Genomic DNA, 18,642 nt, shown 5'->3' with positions numbered 1-18,642 from the left:
CGATGGTACTGCACTCGTGAGGGTGTGGGAGAGTAGGACGCCGCCGAACATTCTTTCCCTCAGGGGCACCCGTGATCACGGGTGCCCCTGAGGGCTTTTTGCGTTATCGTGCCGCTCGTGGCCGAGGTGACCAAGCACGACGACCTTGCGGAGTTCTGGACCCTCACGGGGGACTTCTTCACCGCGGACCCGGTGCTCCACAGCATCCCGATCGCGGCGGTCGACCGCCGGCTCCGCCACCCGGACCCGGACGACCAGCCGCTGCTGCTGGTGACGGTGTGCGAGGGAGATCTCCTGGTGGCCGCGGCCCTGCGCACGCCGCCCTGGCCGTTGACGCTCACGGGTGTCCCGGTCGAGTGGGTGGAGACGCTGGCGGACGCGCTGGCCGGTGACGTGGAGCTGCCCGGCGTCAACGGTCCCCGGGACGCGGTGGAGGCGTTCGTCGTCGCCTGGGCGGCCCGCACGGGCTGCGGCGCGCGCGAGGTCATGGCCCTGCGCCTGTACCAACTCGGGGAGCTGGAGCTCCCCGCCGACGTGCCGGGCCAGGCCCGGATGGCGACCGAGGACGACATCGAGCTGTTGACCGGCTGGTACTCGGACTTCCGGGTGGAGTCCACCGAGCAGGTCCGGGACCGGGGCGTCGAGGAGCAGTCGGTGCGGTTCCTGCGCGCCACCACGGCTGCCGGCTTCGGTCACGTGCTCTGGTGCGACGGGGACGGCAGGCCGGTGTCCTGGGCGTCGGCGAGCACGCCCGCGTCGGCGATGTCCCGGATCGGTCCGGTGTTCACCCCGCCGGAGCTCCGGGGGCGCGGTTACGGCGCGGCGGTGACGGCGGCGTGCGCGGCGTGGGCGGGGGAGAACGGGGCCGAGCACGTCGTGCTCTACACGGACCTGTCGAACCCCACGTCCAACTCGATCTACCAGCGGATCGGGTTCCGGTCCGTGGTCGACTCGGCGGAGTTCGCGTTCACCCCCGCCGGGGGCTGACCGGGTCCGCCCGGCAGCTCGCGGGCTCGCGGGTTCCCCGCACCCCGGCACTTGTCCGTCAGTCGACGGCGGTGCCCTCCACGACCGCCCGGGTCAGCGGCCTGTTGCGGACGTGGGAGGAGAAGACCAGGGACGTGGTCGTGTCGCCGTAGCGCTGGGCCTGCTCGACGAACCGCTCCAGCTCGACCATCGACCGGCACACCACGCGCAGCAGCCAGCAGTCGTCCCCGGTGACGTGGTCGGCGTCGCGGACCAGGGCCAGGGCGACCACCCGCTCCCGGAACCGCGGGGTGTCCAGGCTGCGCACCTTCACCCGCACGATGGCCTCGATCGGCAGGCCGAGCCGCTGCGGGTCGACCACCGCGGCGTACCCGGTGACGATTCCCGCCTGCTCCAGCCTGCGCACGCGCTCGGTGGTGGCGGGCGCGGACAGCGAGACCCGCTTGGCCAGCTCGGTGAACGTCATCCGCCCGTCGTGCTGGAGCAGGTCCAGCAGTTTCCAGTCCACGTCGTCCAGTTCCACCGCGAAATCGTAGGCAGGACACCGGGAACGCCTGGAGTTCCCCCTGTGGTCGGCCGCGCCGGTCGGCGACGATCTACCCATGACGAACACGCTCCGCTTCCCCGCCGCCGACCCCGCCGAGGCCGTCGCGTTCTTCGCCGCCGAGTTGGCCTTCGAGGCCGACCCGGACGACGTGGCGCGCGACCTCGGAGCGGGGGACACCGCCGGTTTCCGGCTGGTGGAGACGCGCGGCCGCGAGGCGTTCGAGCGGGCCCGCATCCCGGGCGCGGTCAACCTGCCGCACTGGGAGGTCGACGCGACCACGACCGCCGGCTGGGACCGCGACCTGGTCTACGTCTGCTACTGCGAGAGCTCGGTGTGCAACGCGGCCACGAAGGGCGCGTTGCGGCTGAGCGCGCTCGGGTTCCGGGTGAAGCGGCTCGCCGGCGGCATCACCACCTGGCGGGCGGCGGGCTACCCGGTGGAGGGCACCGAGGTGGAGGGCACCGACCTGCACGGGGCGTCCTGCGCCTGCTGATCTACCCTCGGGCGGGTGACGCGTCTGCTGGTGCTGCAACCCGACCGCGACGACCCGCCCGCCCGCCTCGGCGAGTGGCTGACCGCCGCCGGGGCGGTGCTGGACGTGGTCGAGCCCTGCGCCGGGCCGCTGCCCGGGAACCTCGACGGCTACGACGGCGTGGTGTGCCTGGGCGGCGCCATGGGCGCGCTGGACGACGCCGAGCACCCGTGGCTGGCGGACGTGCGCCGGCTGCTGTCGGAGGCGGTGTCGCGGCGGGTGCCGCTGCTGGCGGTGTGCCTGGGCGCGCAGCTGCTCGCCGCGGCCACCGGCGGCCAGGTGCGGCCGGCCGCGCAGGGGCCCGAGGTGGGCGTGATGCTGGTGGCCAAGCGGGACGCGGCGGGCGACGACCCGCTGTTCGCGGAACTGCCGTGGACGCCGGACGTGCTCCAGTTCCACACCGACGAGGTGTCGTTCCTGCCGCCGACGGCGGTGCTGCTGGCGTCCTCGCCCAGGTGCGCGAACCAGGCGTTCCGCGTCGGGGACCGGGCCTACGGGGTGCAGTTCCACATCGAGACGACGCCCGAGGTGGTGCTGAAGTGGGCGGCAGGATACCCCGCCACGGCGGCCGGCGCGCGGCCGAGCTGGCTGGACCCCGACCGCCTGGAGGCCGCCCATGAGGACATCCGGGAGGTGTGGCAGCCGTTCTGCGAAAGATTTGCGCGTCTGGCCGCCGGAGAACTGACGATCCAACGGAAGCTGCCGTTGGTGTGACGAACCTCTGTTGAGACGAGGATTCATCGGTTGGACAGGTAGCGTTCTCCTACGACTGTGTCGGTTCAGCCGGAGGAATCAGCGTGGATGCCTCGCTCCTCGTCATCATCGTGGTGGTCACGGCGTTGGTCTTCGACTTCACCAACGGCTTCCACGACACCGCGAACTCGATGGCGACGTCCATCGCCACCGGCGCCCTCCGGCCCCGCACGGCGGTCGCGTTCTCCGCGGTGCTCAACCTCGTCGGCGCGCTGCTGTCGGTCGAGGTCGCCAAGACCATCTCGGGCGGGATCGTCGACGACACCCTGATCACCCCGGCGGTGGTGTTCGGCGGCCTGGTCGGCGCGATCATGTGGAACCTCGTGACCTGGTACGTCGGCCTGCCGTCGTCCTCGTCGCACGCCCTGTTCGGCGGCCTGATCGGCGCCACCTGGGTCGCGTCGGGCACCGGCGCCGTGCACTTCGACAAGGTCGTGGACAAGGTCATCGCGCCCGCCATCGCCGCGCCGCTGGTCGCGGGCCTGGTGGCCATGCTCGCCACCTACCTGACCTACCGGCTGACCAAGCGGGCCCGGAAGTCGGTGAACGACCGGGGCTTCAAGACGGGCCAGATCGCCTCCGCCGCGCTGATGTCCCTCGCGCACGGCACGAACGACGCGCAGAAGACCATGGGCATCATCACGCTCACCCTGATCACCGCGGGCACGCTCGCGCCGGGCGCGGAGCCGCCCCTGTGGGTGATCCTGAGCGCGGCGGTCGCCATCGCGCTGGGCACCTACCTCGGCGGGTGGCGCATCACCCAGACCCTGGGCAAGGGCCTGACCACGATCGAGGCGCCGCAGGGCTTCGCCGCGCAGACCAGCGCGGCGACCGTGATCATGGCGTCGTCGCACCTGGGCTTCGCGCTGTCGACCACGCACGTGGCGTCCGGCGGCATCATGGGTTCCGGCCTGGGCCGCCGGCTCGACGGGGTGCGGTGGAACGTGGCCGGGCGGATGGCGGTGGCCTGGCTGCTCACGCTGCCCGCGGCGGGCGTCGTCGGCGCGGTGGCGGGCAAGGTCGCCTCGCTCGGCACGGCGGGCGTGGTCGTGGTGGCGGTGGTCGGCGCGGGCGTGGCGCTGGGGATCTGGCTGCTGTCGCGGCGCGAGCCGGTGCGGCCCGAGCACGTGGTGGACGAGATCGCGGCCCCTGCCGAGGCGCACAAGGTGGCGGCGTGAAGGTCGACTGGGCGGCCCTGGGCGCCGTCTTCGGGGTGAGCCTCGCCGTGGTGCTGGGGCTGGTCGTGCTGTTCTCGGTGGCGTTGCGCGCCCTGTCGGCGCGCGAGGTGGCGCGGGAGCGCGGCGACGCGGCCGTCGCGCCCACGGCCGCCGCGGCGGTCTGCCTGCTGGCGTGCGTGACCGTGGTGTTGTTCGGTATCTACTTGATCGTGGCCGGCTGACCCGTCCCCCGGCGCCCCGGGCGGGCTACGGTGTTCGACGATGACCGATCCCGCCCGCACCCCGACGTCCCCCGCGCGGTTCGGCCTGACCGAGGAGCGCAGCGGGGAGCACCTGCGCGCCGCCGGGTGGTGGGAGGGCCGAGGTCCCGCCGACGGGTACGAGCCGGTCCTGGTCGCGCTGTCCCGCAGCCCCGATCCCGACCTGGCGCTGCGCGGCGCGGAACGGCTGCGCGCGGCGCTCGGCGACCGGTGGTCCGACCTGGACGCGGCGCTGCGGGACAACGAAGCGCTGCGCGGGCGGCTGCTGGCCGTGCTGGGCTCGTCGACCGCGCTGGCGGACTTCCTGATCGCCAACCCGGAGCGCTGGGCCGACCTGGCCGACCCGGAGCCGGTGGACGCGGCGGCGTTCGCGCCCGCCCTGGTCGGCGCGGTCGAGGGGCTGACCGGCGGGGAGGCCGTGCGCGCGCTGCGGTCGGCGTACCGGGCGCTGCTGTGCCGGGTCGCCGCCGAGGACCTGGCGCACGTGGTCGAGCCGGAGCAGCGCTACGTCAACTACGACGACGTGGCCGGGCTGCTGTCGGAGCTGGCGGTGGCCGCGCTGCGGGCGGCGCTGGACGTCGCGGGCAGGCAGGTGCCGCGCTCGGACGGGTGCTCGCTGGCGGTGATCGCGATGGGCAAGTGCGGCGCGCGGGAGCTGAACTACGTCAGCGACGTGGACGTGGTGTTCGTCGGGGAGGGCGACCTCTCCGTGGCGACCCGGCTGGCCAGCACGATGATGCAGGTCGCGGGCCAGGCGTGCTTCGAGGTGGACGCGGCGCTGCGGCCCGAGGGCAAGGCGGGCGCCCTGGTGCGCACCCTGGAGGGGCACACGTCGTACTACCAGCGGTGGGCGCGGACCTGGGAGTTCCAGGCGCTGCTCAAGGCCCGGCCGGTGGCGGGCGACGAGGAGCTGGGGCGCCGCTACCTGGAGGTGGTGCGCCCGCTGGTGTGGACGGCCGCCGAGCGGGAGGACTTCGTGCCCGACGTGCAGGCCATGCGCCGCCGCGTCGAGGACCACGTGCCGGTGGGCCTGACCGACCGGGAGCTGAAGCTGGGCCGGGGCGGGCTGCGGGACGTCGAGTTCGCCGTGCAGCTGCTCCAGCTGGTGCACGGGCGCGGTGACGAGGAGCTGCGGATCACCTCGACCACGCAGGCGCTGGCGGCGCTGGGGCGTGGCGGGTACGTGGGCCGCGCGGACGCCGCCGACTTCGGCCGCGCCTACCGGTTCCTGCGCACCCTGGAGCACCGGTTGCAGCTCCAGCGGCTGCTGCGCACCCACCTGTTCCCGGCGGACGAGGACACGAGCGCGCTGCGGTGGCTGGCGCGCGCCGCCGGGTTGTCGGCCGAGGGCGGGCAGTCGGAGAGCCAGGTGCTGCTGGCGGAGTTCCGCAAGCGCGCCAACCAGGTGCGCAGGCTGCACGAGAAGCTGTTCTACCGGCCGCTGCTCCAGGCCGTGGCGAACGTGCCGACGGAGGCGCTGCGGCTGACCACGTCGCAGGCGGCGGCGCGGCTGGCCGCGCTGGGGTACGCGGCGCCGGACGGGGCGCTGCGCCACATCGAGGCGTTGACCAGGGGCGTGTCGCGGCGGGCGCGCATCCAGACCGCGCTGCTGCCGGTGCTGCTCGACCTGTTCGCGGCGACCCCCGACCCGGACGGCGGGCTGCTGGCGTACCGGCGGGTGTCCGAGGCGCTGGCCGAGACGCCCTGGTACCTGCGGCTGCTGCGCGACGAGGGCACGGTGGTGGACCGGCTGGCGTCGCTGCTGGGCACCTCGCGGCTGGTGCCGGACCTGCTGGTGCGGGCCCCGGAGGTGCTGCGGCTGCTGGCCGACACCGAGGCGCTGGTGGGCGTGGACCCGATGAGCATCGGCAACCCGCTGCGCAGCACCGTGTCCCGGTACAGCGACGTGGACCGCGCGGTCACCGCCGCCCGGTCGCTGCGCCGCCAGGAGCTGCTGCGCGTGGCGTGCGCGGACCTGCTCGGGCTCGTGCCGCTGCGCACGGTGTGCGTGTCGCTGTCCGAGGTGTGGGTGGCGGTGCTCCAGGCCGCGCTGGACGCGGTGGTGCGCTCGACGGGCGAGCCGGCGGCGTCGATCGCGGTGATCGGCATGGGGCGGCTCGGCGGGCGGGAGCTGGGGTACGGGTCGGACGCCGACGTGATGTTCGTGTGCGAGGCGGCCGACGGGGTGGCCGACGGTGACGCGGTGCGCTACGCGTCGTCGGTGGTGGAGCGGGTGCGGCGGGCGCTCAGCGCGCCCAGCCAGGACCCGCCGCTCCAGGTGGACGCCGACCTGCGGCCGGAGGGCAGGCAGGGGCCGCTGGTGCGCACGTTCGAGTCCTACCGGGCGTACTACGCGCAGTGGTCCGAGCTGTGGGAGGCGCAGGCGCTGCTGCGGGCCCGGTGCATCGGGGGCGACGCGGAGCTGGGCGCGCGGTTCGTCGAGCTGATCGCCCCCGTCCGGTACCCGGCGGAGGGCCTGGACGCCGCCGCGGTGCGGGAGATCCGGCGCATCAAGGCGCGGGTGGAGGCCGAGCGGCTGCCGCGCGGCGCGGACCCGTCCACGCACACCAAGCTGGGGCGGGGCGGGCTGGCGGACGTGGAGTGGGCGGTGCAGTTGCTCCAGCTCCAGCACGCGCACGAGGTGCCGGGCCTGCGCACGCCGTCGACCGTGCGGGCGCTGCGCGCGGCCACCGGGGCGGGGCTGGTGGCGGAGGACGACGCGGCGGCGCTGCTGGAGTCCTGGACGACGGCCACGCGGGCGCGCAACGCGGTCGTGCTGGTGCGGGGCAAGGCCGGTGACCAGCTGCCCACCACCGGGCGCGACCTGGCCGCGGTGGCCGGCGTGATGGGGCACGACGACCCCGGCGAGTTCCTCGACGCCTACCGGCGCACCACCCGGCGGGCCCGCGCCGTTGTCGAGCGCGTTTTCTACGGTTCCTGAAGACTGGCGGCGTGAGAGCGATCGCGCAGGACGAGTTCGGGGACCCCGAGGTCCTCCGGCCGGTGGAGCTGCCCGACCCGGTGATCGGCCCGGACCAGGTGCTGGTCGAGGTGCGGGCGGCCGGGGTGAACCCGGTGGACCTGCTGGTGCGCGCCGGCCGCCTGGCCGGGGTGGTGCCGCACCACTTCCCGCTGGTCCCGGGCTGGGACGTGGCCGGGGTGGTGCGGGCGGTCGGGCCCGCGGTGGACGGGTTCGCGGCCGGTGACGAGGTGTTCGGCTACCAGCGCCAGGACCACGTGCAGCACGGCGCGTACGCGGAGCTGATCGCGGCGACGGAGCGGGGGCTGGCGCACAAGCCGGCGTCGCTGTCGTTCGAGCAGGCCGGTGGGCTGGCGCTGACCGGGCTGACCGCGTTGCAGTCGCTGCGCAAGGTCGGCGTCGGGCCCGGTGACGTGGTGCTGGTGCACGCCGCCGCCGGTGGGGTCGGGCACCTCGCGGTGCAGGTGGCGCGGCTGCTGGGCGCGTCGCGGGTGATCGGCACGGCGTCGCCGCGCAACCACGGGTTCCTGCGGTCGCTGGGCGCCGAGCCGGTGGCGTACGGGGACGCGCTGGTCGACAACGTGGCCGAACTGGTCGGCGGCGACGGCGAGGTGGACGTGGTGTTCGACTGCGTGGGCGGCGCGGCGCTGAACGACTCGCCGGCGCTGGTGCGCGACAACAGCCGGATCGTGTCGATCGTCGACACGAACGTGCTGGAGCTGGGCGGGCGCTACGCCTACGCCAAGCCCGTGCCGGAGGACCTGCGGTGGCTGGCCGGGCACGCGGGCGCCGGTGAGCTGGTGGTCGAGGTGCAGCGGACCTTCCCGCTGGAGCGGGCCGCCGAGGCGCACCGCCTGCTGGAGGGCAGGCACGTGCGCGGCAAGGTCGTGCTGACGGTGTGACGGGGGTGGGAGGGCCCCGGGGCGGGGCCCTCCGCCTCACTCCTCGTCGGCGGTCGGCACCGAGGTGAGGATCTCCACGACCCACTCCTCGACGAGCTCGTCGGACTCGTCCTCCGCGACGAGCCGGTTGGCGACCCGGACGCCGAGACCGAGCACGTCGGCGGCGGCGATCGCTTCGATCGCCTCGGCGGCGGAGTCGAAGATGCTGGTGGACAGGACCTGCGCGGCGATTGCGACGTCTTCAGACACGGCGCGACCCTAACCGGCTGCCACGAACGGAGCATGAACAGCCCCGCTGTAGACATCAGGTCGTCCGGCGACTACGCAGCGTCGATGAGGGGCCCTCGTCCATTGACTACGTGCCTTCGGACCACCGAAACTGACGTCGCTCGTATGGGGGATGTTCACGTTCGTACCTGTGTGCCCGGACGAAGGACGTCATGGCCGACCAGCTCCACCGCGGTTCTCACCGCGGGTCCCGTCGCCGCAGGGGCGGCGCGGCCCTCAGGATCAGCGCCGTCGTGCTCGGCGTGCTCGTGCTGCTGGGCGTGGTCCAGGCGGTCACCGCCGGCACGGTCGGCGTGGGCGCGCTGAGCGTCACCCTGAACGGGACGACCCCCACCGAGCGGACCACCACCGCTCCCCCCTCCACCGGCTCTTCCGACGACACCCCCGCCCTGAACGGCGCGCTCGCCCCCGCCACCTCCGAGACCGCACCGCCCAGCGGCCCCGCCAAGTCGGTCACCGGCTCCTGGAAGCAGACCCGCGGCCTGCTCACCGTGGAGGTCACGGAGGTCGAGGACCGGTCCGGCCGGGTGAGGGTCCACGTCACCGCGACCAACGCCAGCACCTCGAAGATGGACCTGCCGATTTCCTCGATCACGGCCGTCGACGACGCGCGGCGCGAGTACCGGGCGTCGCCGGGGGCCGGCGGGTGGTCGGCGGCGGTCGCGCGGAACTCCACCCTGAGCGGCATCGTCGAACTGGACCGCCGGCCCGCCGGGGCGGGCACGACGTTCGCGCTGACGTTCGGGGGCATCGTGGGTCAACTCGCCCCGACCGGCGGGGAGATCACGGTGCCCGGCATCCCGTTCCCGGGGTAACGCAGCGTGCGCGTCCCGCGACTCTCTCGGTAGGAAGTCCCCGAGGGAGGCCGCCGTGGGAAGCACCGAGGGCGCTGATCCGGAACCGGTCGGAAAGATCGACCGCGCGGAGGACGACGAGCGCTGCGCACCACCCGATGAACTGACGGTGCTCCCGACAGGTGGTTCCCACGGACCTCCCGGGGAGCCGACCTTCGGGAGCGGTGCGCCGCTCACCTACCTGGACTCCGAACCGACCGAGCCGCCCCCGATCCGGGGCGACACGCGCTAGTGGTGCCGCAGACCCTGGGTGCGGTGGCGTCGTTCCTGGTGATGGTCGCGCCCGGCATCGTGTTCGAGCTGCTGCGCGAGCGCAGGCGCGCGGGCTACAAGGAGTCGCCGTTCCGCGAGGCCGCGCGCGTGGCCCTGGGCAGCCTGACGTTCACGCTCCTGTCGTGCGCGCTGCTCATCGGCACCGGCGCCCTGGTCCGAGCGGTCTTCAGGACCGACGTGGTGGTACCCCTGGACCGCCTGGTCACCGAGGGCGCGGCGTACGCGCGCTCACACCTGACCCTGGTCGTCACCTCGGTGGTGGCCGAACTCGCGCTGGCCTGCGCCCTGGCCGCCCTGGCGGACCGACTCCTGGCCCACCGCGGCCGCGAGATCACCTCGGTGCGCCGGCAGACCGCGTGGCACCAGGTCTTCCGCCACGACCGCCCACCGGGCACCGTCCCCTGGGTGCACGTCCACCTGACGGACGGCACGTCCTTCTTCGGCTTCCTGCGCTCGCACACCGCGTCGGGCCCGCCGGATGAACGCGAGATCGTCCTGGAGGGCACGTCGCTGACCTACCTGGGCACACCCCTGGACGGCGGTGACGAGCACGTGGAGGAGGTCATCGGCGAACGCTGGGCCCGCGTGGTGGTCCCCGCGAACCAGATCAAGTACCTCCGCATCCAGTACCGCGACCGCGTCACGGGTGAACTGGTGGCCGTTCGGAGGGGCTGAGGAAGCCGGAGGCCCGGTGTCCCCTCGGGGGCACCGGGCCTCTCGTCACTACGCCCGATCGATCACACGTCGTAGTAGAGCGCGAACTCGTAGGGGTTCGGGCGCAGCCGCAGCGGGTCGATCTCCTGCTCACGCTTGAACGTGATCCAGGTATCGATGACGTCCGGCGTGAACACGCCGCCCTCCAGCAGGAACTCGTGGTCCGCCTCGAGGTTGTCCAGCACCGCGTCCAGCGACGCCGGCACCTGCTTGACGTCGCGGGCCTCCTCCGGCGGCAGCTCGTAGAGGTCCTTGTCGATCGGGGCCGGCGGCTCGATCTTGTTCTTCACGCCGTCCAGGCCGGCCATCACCATGGCCGAGAACGCCAGGTACGGGTTGCCCGACGAGTCGGGGCAGCGGAACTCGATGCGCTTGGCCTTCGGGTTGTTGCCGGTGATCGGGATGCGCACGCACGCCGAGCGGTTGCGCTGCGAGTACACCAGGCTGACCGGGGCCTCGTAGCCCGGCACCAGGCGGTGGTAGGAGTTCACCGTCGGGTTGGTGAACGCCAGCAGCGACGGGGCGTGGTGCAGGATGCCGCCGATGTAGTGGCGCGCCATGTCCGACAGGCCCGCGTAGCCGGACTCGTCGTGGAACAGCGGCTGGCCGTCCTTCCACAGCGACTGGTGGGTGTGCATGCCCGAGCCGTTGTCGCCGAACAGCGGCTTCGGCATGAACGTGACGGTCTTGCCGGCCTGCCACGCGGTGTTCTTGATGATGTACTTGAACAGCATCAGGTCGTCCGCGGCGTGCAGCAGCGTGTTGAACTTGTAATTGATCTCGGACTGGCCGCCGGTGCCCACCTCGTGGTGCGCGCGCTCGACGGTGAAGCCCTGGGCCTCCATGTTGAGGACCATCTTGTCGCGCAGGTCGGCGTAGTGGTCGGTCGGCGTGACCGGGAAGTAGCCGCCCTTGTACTTGACCTTGTAGCCGCGGTTGCCGCCGTCCTCGTCGCGGCCGGTGTTCCACCAGCCGGAGATCGCGTCGATCTCGTGGAAGGAGGCGTTCGCGGTGGTGTCGAAGCGGATCGAGTCGAAGATGTAGAACTCCGCCTCGGCGCCGAAGTACGCTGTGTCCGCGATACCCGACTCGGTGATGTACTGCTCGGCCTTGCGCGCGATGTTGCGCGGGTCGCGGCTGTACGCCTCACGGGTGAACGGGTCGTGCACGAAGAAGTTGACGATCAGCGTCTTCTCGATCCGGAACGGGTCGAGGCGCGCGGTGAAGAGGTCGGGCAGCAGCAGCATGTCCGACTCGTGGATGGACTGGAAGCCGCGCACGGAGGAGCCGTCGAACGCGAGACCCTCGTTGATGGCGTCCTCGTCGAACGCCGAGGCCGGCAGCGTGAAGTGCTGCATCACGCCGGGCAGGTCGCTGAAGCGGACGTCGATGAACTTCACGCCCTCGTCGGAGATGAACTTCAGGACCTCGTCGGGATTCTTGAACACCCTCGTCGACTCCTCTACTGCGTGGGGCGCGGTTGGACGCCGCTGCGTGGTGCGGCCTGCCGTCGTGGCGAAACTAAGACTGCGGTGTTGCCCAGCAGTCACCCTGGTGTTTCGCCAGTGTTAACGGGCCGCCCAGGTCGGGCAACCCGACCGCCGCTCCTCACCCGCTGAGCACGGCCTTACTCTGGTGGGGTGAGCAAGTGGACCGGTTCGTGGTTGTCTGGCCCCAACTCGGCCCTGGAGCCGGGGAACTCCCCCCAGGGGTGGAAGGGCGAGCGCCTCGGGCTGCCGCCGTCCGGGCCCGGCTCGATCGCCTCCACGGGGCGCCGCGCGGTGGCCATCCTCGTCGACTTCCTGCTCTCCGGCGGGGTCGCGGGCCTGTTCACCCTGCCCGAGCTGCCGCGCAACTGGAGCCTGCTGGCCTGGTTCGCCATCACCATCGTCGCGGTCGGCTTCTTCGGCTTCACCCCCGGTCACGCGCTGTTCGGCCTCCGGGTGGCCCGCCTGGACGGCGCCGGGACCGTCGGCCTGCCCCGGGCGGCCCTGCGGACCGCGTTGATCTTCCCCGTCATCCCGGCCGTGGTCTGGGACGCCGACGGCAGGGGCCTGCACGACAAGGCCGCGGGCACCGTCGTCATCCGGGTTCGCTGAAGCCGCCGGAACACCTCGGCACCGCGCCGCCGGGTGCGGTTCGCGGTGCCGAGGTGGATGGCCCGTCCCGCCCGAGCGGGCGGATCAGTGCTGGTCAGCGGCGGCGCATGGCGCGCTGGACGTTGCGCATCTTGGCGCCCTGGGGGAGCGGCCCCTTGGGCAGGGCGGCGCCGCGGGCGTTCCGGCCGGCGAGCGCGGCCAGGCGGTTCTCCAGGGTGTCGACCTGGGCGGCCGAGATGTTGCGCGGCAGCTTCATCAGGTGGCCCTGGAGCCTGCGCAGCGGCACCTGGTCCCCGTCCGACCCGACGATGACGTCGTAGATCGGCGTGTCGCCGACGACCCGCGCGATCCGCTTCTTCTCCTGCGCGAGCAGGCCCTTGACCCGGTGCGCCGCGCCCTCGGCGACCAGCACGACGCCCGGCCGGCCGATGACCCGGTGGACCATGTCGCCGCTGGTCGTGCCCGCGACGGCCTGCGTCACGCGCCAGCGGCCGCGCAGGTTGTCCAGCGCCCACGCCGCCGCGCCCGGCTGGCCGTCGGCCTTCGCGTACACGGTGCGCTGCACCCGCCGGCCGAACACGATGACCGCGAGCAGCGCGCCCACCGCGATGCCCATGGGCAGCAGCAGCCACTGCATGTCCCAGATGAGGCCGATCAGGAACGCCGCGGCGGTGGCGCCCAGCAGGCACAACAGCATCAGCGGCACGAGCGCCTTGTCCTCGCGGCGCTGCATCTTGAACGCCTCGAAGATCTGGCCGCGGCGCTCCTTCGATGCCGCGCGCCGCGCCTTCGACGCTTCCTTGGCCGCCGCCTTGGCGGCCGCCTTGTCCTGCTTACCAGCCATGCCGACCAGGATACGGCGCGCCGCGTCGCCCCATCACAGGAGTACGCCGTGTGCTCTGCGAGGATGCAGCGCATGGACCGGCTGCTGGAGGGACTCGACCCGGAACAGCGCGCCGCCGTGGAGGCCCCCCGCGGCCCGGTCTGCGTCCTCGCGGGCGCGGGCACCGGCAAGACCCGCACCATCACGCACCGCATCGCCCACCTGGTCCAGCGCGGGCATGTCGCCGCCGGTCAGGTGCTGGCGGTCACGTTCACCGCGCGCGCGGCGGGCGAGATGCGCACCCGGCTGCGCGCGCTCGGCGTGGCCGGCGCGCAGGCCCGCACGTTCCACGCCGCCTCGCTGCGCCAGCTCCGCTACTTCTGGCCGCGCGTGGTCGGCGGCGAGCCGTGGCAGCTGATCGACCGGAACAAGCTGCGCCTGGTCGCCCAGGCCGCCAACCGGGTCGGCCTGTCCACCGAGACGGACTCGCTGCGCGACCTCGCCGGCGAGGTCGAGTGGGCCAAGGCGTCGCTGATCGCGCCCGACGACTACCCGGCCGCGGCCGGCCGCGCCAACCGCGACACCCCGGCGCCCGCCGAGCAGGTCGTCCGCGTCTACCGCGCGTACGAGGAGCTCAAGAACAAGGCGCAGCTGCTCGACTTCGACGACCTGCTGCTGCACACCGCGGCGGCGCTGGAGGAGCACGGCGAGGTCGCCGAGGAGTTCCGCGACCGCTACCGCTGCTTCGTGGTCGACGAGTACCAGGACGTCACACCGCTCCAGCAGCGCGTGCTCGACGCGTGGCTGGGCGCCCGCGACGACCTGACCGTGGTCGGCGACGCGAACCAGACCATCTACTCCTTCGCCGGCGCCTCGCCGCGCCCGCTGCTCGACTTCCCGCGCCGCTTCGCGCACGCCACCGTGGTGCGGCTGGAACGCGACTACCGGTCGACGCCGCAGGTCGTGGGGCTGGCCAACCAGGTCATCAGCTGGGCGCGCGACCGTCCCGCCGGCTCCCGGCTGAAGCTGATCGGGCAGCGCCCCGAGGGCCCCCGACCGACGTTCACCGAGTTCGACGACGAGTCGCTGGAGGCGGCCGCCGTCGCCAGGCGGGTGAAGGAGCTGCTGGACCAGGAGGGCGTGGCGGCCAGCGGGATCGCCATCCTCTACCGGGTCAACGCGCAGTCCGAGCTCTACGAGCAGGCGCTGGCCGAGGTCGGCGTGCCGTACCAGGTGCGCGGTGGCGAGCGGTTCTTCCAGCGCGCCGAGGTGCGGCAGGCGATGGTGGCCCTGCGCGCGGCCGCGGCGCACGAGCCGTCCGGTGAGCTGCCGAAGGTCGTGCGCGAGGTGCTGTCCGGCATCGGCCTCACCGACGAGCCGCCCGCCGGCGGCGCGGCGCGGGAGAAGTGGGAGTCGCTGCTCGCGCTCGTCGAGCTGGCCGAGGAGATGGTCGGCGAGGTCGACGGCACGGACCTGCCCAGGTTCTGCGCCGAGCTGGACCTGCGCGCCGAGGCCCAGCACCCGCCGACCGTGGAGGGCGTCACGCTCGCGTCCCTGCACGCGGCCAAGGGCCTGGAGTGGGACGCGGTGTTCCTGGTGGGCCTGGTCGACGGCACCGTGCCGATCCAGCACGCGGACGGTGACGAGGCGGCGATCGAGGAGGAGCGCCGGCTGCTGTACGTGGGGGTGACGCGCGCTCGCGTGCACCTGTGGCTGTCGTGGGCGCTGGCGCGTGCCTCGGGCGGTCGGCGCTACCGGCGCCGGAGCCGGTTCCTCTACGGGCTGATCCCGGAGGACCACCCCGCGTCCCGCCTGACCGCGGCGGCCAAGCGCGAGCCGCTCCAGCGCAAGCCCAAGCCGCAGTGCCGGGTGTGCGGGTCGGCGCTGGTGGACTCGCGGGCGGTCAAGCTCGGGCGGTGCGCCTCGTGCCCGTCGGACCTGGACGAGGAGCTGCTGACCCGGCTGCGAGCGTGGCGGGCCGACCGGGCGCGGGAGCTGAAGGTGCCCGCGTACGTGGTCTTCACCGACGCGACGCTCGTGGCGATCGCCGAGCAGCGCCCGGAGGACGTCGCGGGCCTGGTCTCGATCGCCGGCATCGGCGCGGCCAAGCTCGACCGGTACGGGGAGGACGTCCTCTCCCTCGTGCGCGGCGGTCACTGAGCGGCGTTCTGCGGTGCGGCGTTCTGCGGTGCGGCGTTCTTGAGTGGCGGTTTGCTGATCGGGCCCGCGCCGGGTGGCGTTCTGCGGTGCGGCGGGCTGCTCTGCTGGGCGGGGTCGCCGGACGGCGGCCCCGAGCGGCGGCCTGCTGGTCGGCCCAGCCGGCTTCGGCTGCCGGGGCCCGCGTCGTTGGAGCGAACATGTCGTGGACCTGCCGGTCGGGCGCGCGGCCGGGCGGTTAATGCGTTGCGGCGGGGCCGCCGACGGGCCAAGGTCCGTGTGGAGCGCGTGTTCCAGGGCCCACGGGAGCCCTGGACGCGGCGCTCGCGCTGTCGACTGGACCGGGTGGTGGGCGTGGCGAACCGGTTGACCGGGGTGGGTCGCGCGGGACCGGAGTGCCCGCCGGCGGGCGAGAGCGGTGTCCGCCCCCGCAGCGCTCTGTACAGGGCAAACGAGGAAACTTCACTCGATCGACAGGTTCTTCGGAAAATAGGTTGCCCCCGTCGTGCGCAGGGTCATAACCTGCTGAGGCCGGGCGCGGAGCGCCCGCTGGGGATTCAAGAGCTGCAGTCGAGACGAGACACCCGAGGAGGTGGCCGGTTGTGAACATCCTGGTGATGTGCGAGAAGACGCCCGGTTACCCGACGATCGGTGCTGTCCCGCTGTCCGACGCCGCTCATGTCGCGGGGGAGAAGTCTGCCCGCGATCGCCGAAGCCTCGTGTGGGGTTCGAAGCGAGTTCAGCTGATCCAGGTGGCGACGCTGTTCGCCCCGACCGTTGTCCCGACTCAGAACGTTGCGCCGTCCGCGCGAGAGCGAAGTACCTGACACACCAGCTGTCAGGCCACGAAGCTCACCAAGGCCGCGGACCCGTAACCGGATCCGCGGCCTTTGTGTTTGTCCAACCCGGTTTGAGGACGAAAAACCCCGTGCAAGACCTGACAGGAGCCCACCTGATGTTGACCGCGACCGTCCCGATAAGCGGGGCGCTGTCCAACCAGTCCGACTTCAACGGAGCCGGTGTCGCCTCGCTGATCGACACCGCGCCCGAGGCCGGTCTGGACCTTCCTTGCCGCACCAACAACCCCGACCTCTGGTTCGCCGACGCTCCGGCGGAGCTGGAGGAGGCCAAGAAGTTCTGCGCCACCTGTCCCGTCATCGCCGAGTGCCTGGCCGGTGCGCTCGCTCGCCACGAGCCCTGGGGGGTCTGGGGCGGCGAGATCTTCGAGCGCGGTGCCGTGATCGCGCGGAAGCGTCCCCGTGGACGTCCCCGCAAGGACGCGGCACCTGCTGTTCCCGCGGCTCCAGCCGCGACCGTCGTCCGGGGGGCTAAGAGCCAGGAGGCCGCCGCGTGACCAGCTACCGATCCACCAGCGACGAAGCGATGATCATCGAACTGAACCCCAGGGGTAACCCCATGCTTCTCGAAGAAAACCTCGCCAGATCCCGAATGCATGAAGCGGAGATATTCGCCCAACAGCATCGGCTGGCCCACCGCCTCGTCGTCGCCCGCAGGTGGCGGTGGCTGGCCGGATGGGCCCAGCGCAAGGCCACGCTGAAGGCCCGCGCGATCTGATGCGAGACCGGCCCGCCCACCCCGTTCCGACGGGGCGGGCGGGCCGCGTCGCATCCACGACCACTGCGGAACCGCGCCTGGTGCCGGCACCACGCAGGTGTCGGGTGCCGGCACCAGGCAGGTGCCCGCGCGCCGAGCGCCTTCCCGCGCCCTGCCCTGCCCTCCGTGCTCTGCCCCCCCGTGCCCTGCCCCCCGTGCCCTGCCCCCGTTGCCCGGCCGTGCTGTGCCCTGCGCGGCCGTGGGCTGCCACGCCCGCGCTGGGACAGCCCATGTCCGGCACAGCCGGATTCACTCCAGGCCATACCCGGGACAGGGTGTGCCCAGCATCGGTCTCACTCTCGGCATCACCCCAGCTCAGTCGAATCGTGGTCGGCACCCACCGTGGCGAGTGACGTGCTTCTGGCAAGAAAGCCCGAGCGGCCGTGAGTACGGTGCGACGTGTGCCCGCTCACCCTCACCACAACCACCACCGCGCACGGACCCAGGACGGGATCGACTGGTCGTCCCGCCTGGCCTTCTTCCGGCAGGTCGACGAACTCGACGCCGAAGCGCGCCGCGTAGTCGCGCGCAGGCTCGTCCGCCCCCTGTCCGACCGCCCGACCGTGCTCGACGTCGGGTGCGGCACGGGTGGGATGGCGGTGGCGCTCGTCGAAGCGCTGTCCGCCCGAGGTGGCGGGACGCTGGTGCTCGTCGACGGGACGCCCGAGATGCTGGACGCCGCCACGACCGCCGCCCGTGCGGCGGCCACCTACGAGAGCGACACGACCACGGCTTCGGTGCGGGTGCGGCCCGTGCTGGCCGACCTGTCCACCGAGCGCCCGGTCGACCTCGCGGGTCCGGCGCAGTTGGTGTGGGCTTCGAACGTCGTGCACCACCTCCCCGATCAGCGTGCGGCGGTGGCCGGGCTGGTCGAGGCGGTCGCGCCCGGCGGTTGGTTGGCGTTGGCCGAAGGTGGTCTGGACGGCAAGTTCCTCCCCTGGGACCTGGGTGTGGGCGAGCCCGGTTTGTCGGACCGGCTGTCCGGTGCCCGCGCGCACTGGTTCGCACTGATGCGCGAGAACATCGAGGGCGCGGTCCGCCTGCCCGGTGGCTGGAACACCGTGCTGGCCGACCTCGCCATGCTCGACGTCACCGCGTTCAGCTACCTGGTCGACCACCCGGCACCACCCCAGCAGGCCGTGCGCGACTGGGCGGTGAACCAGCTCACCTGGCACCGGGACGTCGCCGGCCACCTGCTGCACCCCTCCGACCGGGAGACCGTGCGCCGGCTCCTCGACCCGCAGGACCCCGCCTACCTGGGCCTGCGCGACGACATCTTCCTGCTCACCGCCGGCACCGTCCACCTGGGGCGCAAGCCGTGACCGGTGGTGACGCGCCCGACTCCTGCGCCCGCTGCGGGCGGACCCGGGCGTCGGTCTCCGACGCCGCCGAGCTGCTGGCCTGGGTCCGCCAGCGGGAACGCGGGGTCGACCAGTGGCTGTGCCACGGGTGCGCGCGCACCCACGTGAGGGACATCGAGGGCAAACTGCCCACGGACTACTGGTTGTAGAACGCCTCGGCAGGACCTCCGGTGGTGAGGTAAGTGGTCGATCGGGCTGGGGATGGGTCGGGTCGGGTTCGGGGATGGTGACCGTCCCGCCCGGCGGGACAGCCCGGTCAACCTCGGTAGAGCAGGTCAGCTCCGACAGGACAGACCACCCCGACAGGTCAAGCCGACCTC

Annotated in this window: 20 protein-coding genes; 16 read left to right on the top strand and 4 right to left on the bottom strand. The window is 72.9% G+C overall.

Going from position 1 to position 18,642, the window contains the following annotated elements:
* Window positions 1-117 precede the first annotated feature (117 nt).
* Entirely contained in the window at window positions 118-987 is an 870-nt protein-coding gene (locus tag ACFP3R_RS31390; protein WP_380641339.1) for a GNAT family N-acetyltransferase, read from the top strand.
* A 58-nt stretch (window positions 988-1,045) separates the two neighbouring features.
* Here the strand turns inward: ACFP3R_RS31390 and ACFP3R_RS31385 are convergent, their stop codons facing one another.
* Window positions 1,046-1,510, bottom strand: a complete 465-nt coding sequence (locus ACFP3R_RS31385) for an Lrp/AsnC family transcriptional regulator (protein WP_380641337.1) — start codon at window positions 1,508-1,510, stop codon at window positions 1,046-1,048.
* A 79-nt stretch (window positions 1,511-1,589) separates the two neighbouring features.
* Here ACFP3R_RS31385 and ACFP3R_RS31380 point away from each other — a divergent pair, with 79 nt between their 5' ends.
* From ACFP3R_RS31380 to ACFP3R_RS31355, 6 genes are all read left to right on the top strand, one after another.
* The gene (locus ACFP3R_RS31380) at window positions 1,590-2,027 is read left to right on the top strand and encodes a rhodanese-like domain-containing protein (RefSeq protein WP_380641335.1); all 438 of its coding nucleotides are present in this window, start codon (window positions 1,590-1,592) and stop codon (window positions 2,025-2,027) included.
* 15 nt (window positions 2,028-2,042) lie between these two features.
* Window positions 2,043-2,780 carry a type 1 glutamine amidotransferase gene (locus ACFP3R_RS31375; RefSeq protein ID WP_380641333.1) on the top strand — a complete coding sequence of 246 codons (738 nt, stop codon included), beginning with the start codon at window positions 2,043-2,045 and terminating at the stop codon, window positions 2,778-2,780.
* A gap of 83 nt (window positions 2,781-2,863) precedes the next feature.
* Window positions 2,864-3,997 carry an inorganic phosphate transporter gene (locus ACFP3R_RS31370; protein ID WP_380641331.1) on the top strand — a complete coding sequence of 378 codons (1,134 nt, stop codon included), beginning with the start codon at window positions 2,864-2,866 and terminating at the stop codon, window positions 3,995-3,997.
* Window positions 3,994-4,218 (top strand): hypothetical protein, encoded by a 225-nt coding sequence (locus ACFP3R_RS31365; RefSeq protein ID WP_380641329.1) that lies wholly within the window; start codon window positions 3,994-3,996, stop codon window positions 4,216-4,218. Before ACFP3R_RS31370 ends, ACFP3R_RS31365 begins: the two co-directional genes overlap by 4 nt.
* A gap of 40 nt (window positions 4,219-4,258) precedes the next feature.
* The gene (locus ACFP3R_RS31360; protein ID WP_380641327.1) at window positions 4,259-7,198 is read left to right on the top strand and encodes a bifunctional [glutamine synthetase] adenylyltransferase/[glutamine synthetase]-adenylyl-L-tyrosine phosphorylase; all 2,940 of its coding nucleotides are present in this window, start codon (window positions 4,259-4,261) and stop codon (window positions 7,196-7,198) included.
* Window positions 7,199-7,209: 11 nt separating this feature from the next.
* Entirely contained in the window at window positions 7,210-8,139 is a 930-nt protein-coding gene (locus ACFP3R_RS31355; RefSeq protein ID WP_380641325.1) for an NADP-dependent oxidoreductase, read from the top strand.
* A 36-nt stretch (window positions 8,140-8,175) separates the two neighbouring features.
* Here ACFP3R_RS31355 and ACFP3R_RS31350 read toward each other — a convergent pair whose 3' ends face one another.
* Window positions 8,176-8,388 (bottom strand): hypothetical protein, encoded by a 213-nt coding sequence (locus ACFP3R_RS31350; protein WP_380641323.1) that lies wholly within the window; start codon window positions 8,386-8,388, stop codon window positions 8,176-8,178.
* A 191-nt stretch (window positions 8,389-8,579) separates the two neighbouring features.
* On the opposite strand from ACFP3R_RS31350, the gene ACFP3R_RS31345 reads away from it, so the two are divergent.
* Together ACFP3R_RS31345 and ACFP3R_RS31340 are read left to right on the top strand one after the other, a co-directional pair.
* A complete protein-coding gene (locus ACFP3R_RS31345) occupies window positions 8,580-9,242 on the top strand; it encodes a hypothetical protein (protein WP_380641321.1) in 663 nt (220 codons plus the stop codon).
* Window positions 9,243-9,515: 273 nt separating this feature from the next.
* Entirely contained in the window at window positions 9,516-10,229 is a 714-nt protein-coding gene (locus ACFP3R_RS31340; protein WP_380641320.1) for a DUF6338 family protein, read from the top strand.
* Window positions 10,230-10,291: 62 nt separating this feature from the next.
* On the opposite strand, the gene glnA is transcribed toward ACFP3R_RS31340, so the two are convergent.
* Window positions 10,292-11,716 carry a type I glutamate--ammonia ligase gene (glnA, locus tag ACFP3R_RS31335; RefSeq protein WP_380641318.1) on the bottom strand — a complete coding sequence of 475 codons (1,425 nt, stop codon included), beginning with the start codon at window positions 11,714-11,716 and terminating at the stop codon, window positions 10,292-10,294.
* 192 nt (window positions 11,717-11,908) lie between these two features.
* Here glnA and ACFP3R_RS31330 point away from each other — a divergent pair, with 192 nt between their 5' ends.
* Window positions 11,909-12,367, top strand: a complete 459-nt coding sequence (locus ACFP3R_RS31330; protein ID WP_380641316.1) for an RDD family protein — start codon at window positions 11,909-11,911, stop codon at window positions 12,365-12,367.
* Between the two features lie 94 nt (window positions 12,368-12,461).
* Here the strand turns inward: ACFP3R_RS31330 and ACFP3R_RS31325 are convergent, their stop codons facing one another.
* Window positions 12,462-13,211, bottom strand: coding sequence for a DUF4191 domain-containing protein (locus ACFP3R_RS31325; RefSeq protein WP_380641314.1), 750 nt, complete (start codon window positions 13,209-13,211; stop codon window positions 12,462-12,464).
* A 63-nt stretch (window positions 13,212-13,274) separates the two neighbouring features.
* Here ACFP3R_RS31325 and ACFP3R_RS31320 point away from each other — a divergent pair, with 63 nt between their 5' ends.
* From ACFP3R_RS31320 to ACFP3R_RS31295, 6 genes are all read left to right on the top strand, one after another.
* Window positions 13,275-15,350, top strand: a complete 2,076-nt coding sequence (locus tag ACFP3R_RS31320) for an ATP-dependent DNA helicase UvrD2 (RefSeq protein WP_380641341.1) — start codon at window positions 13,275-13,277, stop codon at window positions 15,348-15,350.
* Between the two features lie 599 nt (window positions 15,351-15,949).
* Window positions 15,950-16,174 carry a hypothetical protein gene (locus ACFP3R_RS31315; protein WP_380641312.1) on the top strand — a complete coding sequence of 75 codons (225 nt, stop codon included), beginning with the start codon at window positions 15,950-15,952 and terminating at the stop codon, window positions 16,172-16,174.
* A 128-nt stretch (window positions 16,175-16,302) separates the two neighbouring features.
* Entirely contained in the window at window positions 16,303-16,701 is a 399-nt protein-coding gene (locus ACFP3R_RS31310; RefSeq protein WP_380641310.1) for a WhiB family transcriptional regulator, read from the top strand.
* Window positions 16,698-16,922, top strand: a complete 225-nt coding sequence (locus ACFP3R_RS31305; protein ID WP_380641308.1) for a hypothetical protein — start codon at window positions 16,698-16,700, stop codon at window positions 16,920-16,922. The genes ACFP3R_RS31310 and ACFP3R_RS31305 overlap by 4 nt, the downstream gene beginning before the upstream one ends.
* 440 nt (window positions 16,923-17,362) lie before the next feature.
* The gene (locus ACFP3R_RS31300) at window positions 17,363-18,283 is read left to right on the top strand and encodes a class I SAM-dependent methyltransferase (protein ID WP_380641306.1); all 921 of its coding nucleotides are present in this window, start codon (window positions 17,363-17,365) and stop codon (window positions 18,281-18,283) included.
* The gene (locus tag ACFP3R_RS31295; RefSeq protein WP_380641304.1) at window positions 18,280-18,471 is read left to right on the top strand and encodes a hypothetical protein; all 192 of its coding nucleotides are present in this window, start codon (window positions 18,280-18,282) and stop codon (window positions 18,469-18,471) included. The genes ACFP3R_RS31300 and ACFP3R_RS31295 overlap by 4 nt, the downstream gene beginning before the upstream one ends.
* Window positions 18,472-18,642 lie beyond the last annotated feature (171 nt).

The organism is Saccharothrix lopnurensis, from assembly GCF_042658445.1.
Taxonomy (GTDB): Bacteria; Actinomycetota; Actinomycetes; order Mycobacteriales; family Pseudonocardiaceae; genus Actinosynnema; species Actinosynnema lopnurensis.
This window is presented reverse-complemented; position numbering and strand designations above follow the sequence as displayed.